The sequence below is a fragment of the Actinomadura harenae genome, assembly GCF_003696215.1.
Lineage (GTDB): Bacteria > Actinomycetota > Actinomycetes > Streptosporangiales > Streptosporangiaceae > Spirillospora > Spirillospora harenae.
Map to the genome: position 1 here is coordinate 99,597 of NZ_RFFG01000022.1, position 6,103 is coordinate 105,699.

General features: G+C 68.6%; 7 protein-coding genes. 3 read left to right on the plus strand and 4 right to left on the minus strand.

Features of this window, described 5'->3' with window-relative positions; all coding sequences use genetic code 11:
• Nucleotides 1-15 precede the first annotated feature (15 nt).
• Nucleotides 16-1,329 (plus strand): M14 family zinc carboxypeptidase, encoded by a 1,314-nt coding sequence (locus tag EBO15_RS14870; RefSeq protein ID WP_199744537.1) that lies wholly within the window; start codon nucleotides 16-18, stop codon nucleotides 1,327-1,329.
• 7 nt (nucleotides 1,330-1,336) lie between these two features.
• On the opposite strand, the gene EBO15_RS14875 is transcribed toward EBO15_RS14870, so the two are convergent.
• A complete protein-coding gene (locus EBO15_RS14875) occupies nucleotides 1,337-2,221 on the minus strand; it encodes a LuxR C-terminal-related transcriptional regulator (RefSeq protein ID WP_158628237.1) in 885 nt (294 codons plus the stop codon).
• Between the two features lie 194 nt (nucleotides 2,222-2,415).
• On the opposite strand from EBO15_RS14875, the gene EBO15_RS14880 reads away from it, so the two are divergent.
• Nucleotides 2,416-2,874 (plus strand): cupin domain-containing protein, encoded by a 459-nt coding sequence (locus EBO15_RS14880; protein ID WP_199744538.1) that lies wholly within the window; start codon nucleotides 2,416-2,418, stop codon nucleotides 2,872-2,874.
• A 125-nt stretch (nucleotides 2,875-2,999) separates the two neighbouring features.
• Here EBO15_RS14880 and EBO15_RS14885 read toward each other — a convergent pair whose 3' ends face one another.
• The 3 genes from EBO15_RS14885 to EBO15_RS14895 form a co-directional block, all read right to left on the minus strand.
• Nucleotides 3,000-3,302 carry a hypothetical protein gene (locus tag EBO15_RS14885; protein ID WP_122194974.1) on the minus strand — a complete coding sequence of 101 codons (303 nt, stop codon included), beginning with the start codon at nucleotides 3,300-3,302 and terminating at the stop codon, nucleotides 3,000-3,002.
• Nucleotides 3,303-3,394: 92 nt separating this feature from the next.
• Nucleotides 3,395-3,895 carry a hypothetical protein gene (locus EBO15_RS14890; protein ID WP_147481504.1) on the minus strand — a complete coding sequence of 167 codons (501 nt, stop codon included), beginning with the start codon at nucleotides 3,893-3,895 and terminating at the stop codon, nucleotides 3,395-3,397.
• A gap of 243 nt (nucleotides 3,896-4,138) precedes the next feature.
• Entirely contained in the window at nucleotides 4,139-4,462 is a 324-nt protein-coding gene (locus EBO15_RS14895; RefSeq protein WP_122194976.1) for a hypothetical protein, read from the minus strand.
• 308 nt (nucleotides 4,463-4,770) lie between these two features.
• Between EBO15_RS14895 and EBO15_RS14900 the strand changes: the two genes are divergently transcribed.
• Nucleotides 4,771-5,541: a transposase family protein gene (locus EBO15_RS14900; RefSeq protein ID WP_122194977.1), complete on the plus strand. Its 771-nt coding sequence runs from the start codon at nucleotides 4,771-4,773 to the stop codon at nucleotides 5,539-5,541.
• Nucleotides 5,542-6,103: the final 562 nt, after the last annotated feature.

Below are 6,103 nucleotides of genomic sequence, written 5' to 3' on the forward strand. Positions count from 1 at the left end.
TACAGTAATCCGATTATGAGAACAGTGGAGTACATGCGCCGGGTGCCCGGCCACACCGTCTTCCCGTCCGTCGACGTCCTGGACGCCGAGCTCGACGCCCTGGCTGCCGCCCACCCCGACCTGGCACGCGTCCGCACGGTCGGGACTTCTCGGCTCGGCGATCCCCTGCGCGTCCTGCCCGTCGGCGACGGCCCGGCGGACGCCGTCGTCATCGGCGGCCCGCATCCCAACGAACCGGTCGGGTTCCACACCGTCACCGCCCTGGCCACGCTGCTGTGCCAGGACGACGCGCTCCGCGAATCACTCGGGTTCCGCTGGCACATCCTCGCCTGCGCCGACCCGGACGGCGCCCGCCTGAACGAGGGCTGGTACGGCAGCCCCGGCGACCGCCGCGCCTACGCCGAACACTTCTACCGCCCCGACCTGGCCGACCAGGTCGAATGGACCTTCCCGCTGTCCGTGGGGGAGTACCGCTTCGACCGTCCGCTGCCGGAGACGTCAGCGCTGATGCGACTGATGGACGAGGTGAAGCCGTCCTTCGTCTGCTCGCTGCACAACGGCGAGTACCAGGGCGCGTTCTTCTACCTCAACCGCGACGACACCACCCTCGCCCACAAACTGACCGAACTCCCCGGCATGGAGGGCCTGCCGCTCCACCACGGCGAACCGGAACTGCCCGGCTCGCGCCCGATCGCCCCAGCCGTCTACCTCACCCCCAGCGGAGCACAGGTAGGCGCGGCCTTCGGCGCAGGCGCCAGCAGCGCCGACTACGCCGCCCGCTTCGGCGCCCTGCACCTCGTGACCGAGGTACCCCTGTGGGCCAGCAAACGAGTGGCCGACCAAACCGAGACCACCACGCCCTACCGGCAGATCCTCGCCGCCGCGACGGCCGCCCGACGCGACCTGATCGACACACTGGAAACCGCCCTGAACGCCGTCGCGGACGACCTGACCGTCCACTCACCGTTCCGCCGCTCCACCGAGGCCACCCTCCAGACCTTCCGCACCCTCACCGAGGAAATCGAGCCCGCCGAGACGCCGTCCGGACCCGAGCGGCCCGCGACGGTCGCCGAGGAGTTCGACCACCGCCAAGCCGTCCACCTGTTCCGGCTCCGCCTGCTCGGGACGTTCCTGCGCATGCTCGACGCCGAGATCAGCGCCGGCAACCCCACCCCGGCCATCCGCGCCCAGCGCAACCTGCTCACCGAACGCTTCGACCGCTGGCTCGCCGAAGCCGAAACCGACCCCCCAGGCCAGCCGGTCGAGATCCGCAAGCCGGTCGCAGTGCAACTGGCCGCCATTCTCCTCGCCGCCACCCACGCGACCTGAACCTGAGTCAGTGGTGACCGAAGGCCAGGCCATGACCGGGCCCGGAGTCGCGGTACACATCACCGTGCCCCCAGCTCAGCACCTCGAACCGGACATGGACGGCGTGCACGCGGACCCCGGTGAGCTCCGCCATCATCTCCTCGGACAGATCGACGATGGCGGGGATGTCGTGCTGCGCGATCGCCCAATCGGCAGGCCCGAAGTCCTCCACAACCCCAGTGACCCGGCGCCCGCGGTAGCCGATCCGGACACGAGTGCCGAGCGGCCAGTACGGACTGGCGACCGTCCGATACGACATGCGAGCCCCGCGCGCGGTGGCCTGATCCCAGAAGGACGTGGCGGTCGCCGTCCCAGACGGTAAACGAGGCCGCCTCCGAGAAGGAGCCGGCAAGGGCGACCGCGCCACAACGCCCCTTGTCCGCTGCCGCGCGCTGTCATGACTCGCACGCGCCGGGCCCTTCTCACCGAACGACTTGGGCGTCTGCAAGGCGAACGCGGCGGCGGCCCCACCGACCAGGACCGTCCCGGTGATCGGCACGATCAACAGCGCCGCGATCCGCCCGCGCCCCCGGGACGTCTGGTCGGGCGGGGGCTCCGGGCGGGCAGCAGGGTGGGCCTCGGGGAGCTGGAACTCGACCAGGAGCGCCGCGAGATGCTGCTCCATCGCGCGTTCGGAGATGTCGAGCAGCTCGGCGAGCAGCGCATTGCAGTGCCCCGCCACGATCAGCCCGAACACCTCCGTCTCGCGTGGTGTGAGCGTGGCCTGGTTGTGCCGCAGAACGCGGGTCGTGCCATCGTCGTCCGGCTCGGGGACGTCCGGCCCCTCGGCCCGCAGGATGAGCCTGGTGAGCCGTACCAGCTGGTCCGCCGCCTCCCGGGCCGGTCCGTTCACGCGCCTCACCCTCCAGAAAATCCCGCAATTCGGATACTGAGAGTCATCAAGTATCGACAGTGCGGAGTGTAGGGTCCGTGCGCGGGCAACGGAAGGTCTGACAGAGGTAAAGAGCGACAAGAGTGACCAGTGGGGTCAGTGCGCCGCCTGCACCTGGCTCCAGGCCGTCCGGCGGACGGTGGCAGAATCGGCTCGTGAGCGACGTGAACACGCCGGACGAGGCGTCCGGGACGGCGGCCTGGCACGGCCGGATCGAGCATGTGCGCGGCGGCGCGCTGACCGGCGACACCGCCCAGACCTCGGGCATGCGCCGACTGGAGGCCATCTCCGGCCGGACGGTCGGCTCCGAGCGGCTGTGGATGGGCCGGACCCACGTCGCCCCGGCGACGAACTCAGGCGACCACCACCACGGCGAAGCCGAGACCGCCATCTACGTGGTGTCCGGCCACCCCGTGCTCGTGTTCGCCGAAGGCGACCACGAGGTGCGGGTTGAAACGGAACCGGGCGACTACGTGTTCGTCCCGCCCTACGTCCCGCACCGCGAGGAGAACCCGTCCCCAGACGAAGAGGCCGTCGTAGTAATCGCCCGCAGCACCCAGGAGGCCATCGTCATCAACCTCCCCAACCTCTGGCCCACCCCCGACCCCGAATAGCCCCCTCGGCCATCACCGGCCCTTCGGACGAGACCCCGTCCCCGACCTGATGGCTCCCGCTTCAGCGACTCGCAGCAGCAGCCGCCAACGGTGGAGTCGCCACGTCCGTGCCGGTCCGAGTCTTCTCAGGTGTAGCCGTCCCCGAAGTCGCCCATAGCCTCGCGGAACTCTGGGGAGCGGACGTGGTCGAGCATGTCGACCAGGTCCTGGAGTCCCGAGGCGTCGATCCAGATCCGCAGTCCGTCGACACGGGCCCCGTGGTTGAGCAGCGTCACCCACACCACCACCCCGACATGGCCGGAGACGCGGTGCGGCTGGATGTCATGAATGCAGCCCGCAGACAGCGGCGAGGAAGCCAGCGCCGCACGCACCCGCCGCGCGAACTCCTTCCCGGCTGCCTCGCTGTCGCCCTCAAGCATCCAGTCCATCGCTGAGGCGTCCCGTCGAGCAGAGGCTGCCTCAGAGCACCGTCGTGCCCAACGGCGCGCCAACCGAACCAGCCGCGCACGAGCCCCTTCTCTCATTGGCCGTCTCCTGCCGTGCCCCGTCCGATGGACGGGACGTCGCCGCTGTCGAGCCGGTCCAGGGCGTTCTTGGCGTAGCCCAGCAGCACAAGCGACCCGCTCAGTGTGTCCCCGCATGAGCCGAGGTTGACGATGGCCTCGTCCAGGGCGCCCAACGTCGCCTGTCCCGTGCCGCCGCCCTCACACGGAACTGCGCGATAGGCGGACTGCAACTCCTTTTCGATCTGCCACAGCACGTCGAGAAGCTGATCGAAGGTCTGCGCGAGCAGATCCAGCAGGAACCCTGTCTCGTCCAGGGGACGCGGTGCCCAGGACGCCGATCGGAGTTTGGTGACCGAGTCGGTCACGGCCTCGGCCAGCGGCAGCGCCGACACGTTCGGTCCTGCGCGTTCAGCGATCGGCACGGCCACCAGGCGGCCAAGGACGGGACGGCCGGCCAGGCCCGCGTCCTCCTGCGTTCGGCCAAGGCCACCGGTCCGTTTGGTCCACTGCATCACGCAACTCCCGAGGATTGATCGCTTCCACCAACCGCAGCCCCTTGCGCGCCCACACCAACGCCCACCACGAACCCGTGTGCACGCGTTACCAGGCTGACTCCACCCACCCGAACTCCTGCTGGATCGCCCGCGCCACCACCTGCGCGTCCCCCAGGGAAGGAGGTCCGACCTGACCGCCCCCCTCCCGAGCAGTCGGAGGCCCCACGGATCGAACGAGGGCACGGCCGGGGTAATCGCTGCGCATCACGTCACCGGCACGTCGGCGAACGGCACCGCCAACACATGCGCGATCGCATCGGCCGCCCGCCTCGGTTCGTCCACAGGGCACAGCGGCTCCAGGTCCGGCGGTTGGTTGCGCTCAGGGGCCGCCCACGCCCACCACCAGAGCGCGTGATCACCCCCATTGGGGCGACACCACACCTCCTGGTTCAGCCTCGGCGCCATCAACGCACCCAACTTGTCGTCCGGAGCGGGATCACCAGCAGGGTTCCGCACCCACACCACCCCGTGCCCGTGGACGCGGATCTTCAGACCGCGCGCCTCCAGCTCGGCGACCAGGGCGCGCACAGCCGGAGCACACGCCGCCGCCTCATCCATCGTCAGTCGCGACTCACTCACCGCGCACCCTTCAGCCTGGGAGCGGGCCCCAGGCCAGGCCGACGAGTGAGGAGGCCAACGCAGGCCGAAACCCACTTCCATCCATGCCTTCGGAAGCCATTGCAGCGTTCTGACTCACACTGAACGTTTTTCAGCGGGGTCTGTGGGTTGGGTGATCACAGCATGATCGCGGACGGCGCGGCGGGCCCGGGAACGTGGAAAGCCCCTGGTAGGACGGGTGATCTCTCACAACCGACCGTCCCCACCAGAGGCTTCACATGCTGTTCTATCGTTCTTCGCTGCCGTTGTCGCGTCAGACCCTGAACTACACGACCGGAGTGGTCCGCCGGCACCGCACGAGCATCGGCAGCCGAGGCCGAGCACTCACACCGGGTGCGCAAGCGTTGATGGTGCTGGTCTACCTGCGGAAAGGCGAAACGTTCGCCGGCCTGGCGGCCGGGTTCGGGGTGTCCACCTCGACCGCGTGGCGCTACGTCAACGAGACCGTCCAGCTGCTGGCCGCCCGCTCACCCAAGCTCGCCCAGGCGTTGCGCAAGGCCGCCCGCGACGGGCTGCTGTACCTGGTGCTGGACGGCACGCTCATCCCGATCGACCGCGTCGCCGCCGACCGGCCGTTCTACTCCGGGAAACATCGACGGCACGGCATGAACCCGCAGGTCATAGCCGCACCCGACGGAACCATCGTGTGGGTGTCGGGCGCGTTGCCCGGCTCGGTCCACGACCTGACCGCCGCCCGCATCCGGGACATCCCACGAGAGCTGGACGCCGCCGGGTTCCTGGTCCTGGCCGACAAGGCCTACCAAGGCACCGGCGGACCGCTACTCGTCCCCTACCGCGGAACCGGCAAACCCGAGTCGCAGAAGACCGCCAACCGAGCCCACGCCCGGCTCCGCGCACCCGGCGAACACGCGAACGCCCAGCTCAAACACTGGGCCATCCTGGCCAAACTCCGCTGCTGCCCACACCGAACCGGCCACCCCGCAAAAGCCATCCACATCCTACACAACCGCGAAACTCAAGCACGCTGAAAAAGGCTCAGTACGTGATTCCCAGGGAGCTGTTCGACGAGTTCAACTCCTTCCCTCGATCCCCCTGGAGTGGCCGGTGATGGACCCTTCTGATCGGCTAGAGAAGTGGCAGCTCGTATTCGCTATTGTCGTGGCCAAGATGCCGTACGGGCTCAGGGCAAGGGTGCCATCGGGAGAGATTGGCGTTGTGGACCGCGTGTTGATCCATGACCTCCCCTTGAGGGAAGCCGAGTGGCCCAGTGTGGGGGCTGAGATCCTGGTGGTATGTGGCGGATATACTAGTGGTGGGCAACTTCGGCTGAGTGCTCGCGAGTCGGATATCGACATCGCGGGGGCAAAATTGAAGAAGGCCCAGGCGGAGCATGACTGAGTACCGCAGCTAATTGGTTCTCTCTGCACGACTTGGCCCCGCCGGCGTTTTGTCCGGCGGGGCCTAGGGTTGTCCCGTAACGGTCGGGTGCTGTGCGCGATGATCTTGGTGTGGAGCGGGTGTTCTGTGCGGATGACCAGGTGTGGGTGCCGACGTTCACGGGGTTGTCGGTTCGGCGGTTCCGTCGTCTGG

Bases quoted from the DNA above. Each gene is read 5' to 3' on its own strand.
- EBO15_RS14885 (WP_122194974.1), bottom strand. From the start codon at position 3,302: ATGGACTGGATGCTTGAGGGCGACAGCGAGGCAGCCGGGAAGGAGTTC.
- EBO15_RS14870 (WP_199744537.1), top strand. From the start codon at position 16: ATGAGAACAGTGGAGTACATGCGCCGGGTGCCCGGCCACACCGTCTTC.
- EBO15_RS14900 (WP_122194977.1), top strand. From the start codon at position 4,771: ATGCTGTTCTATCGTTCTTCGCTGCCGTTGTCGCGTCAGACCCTGAAC.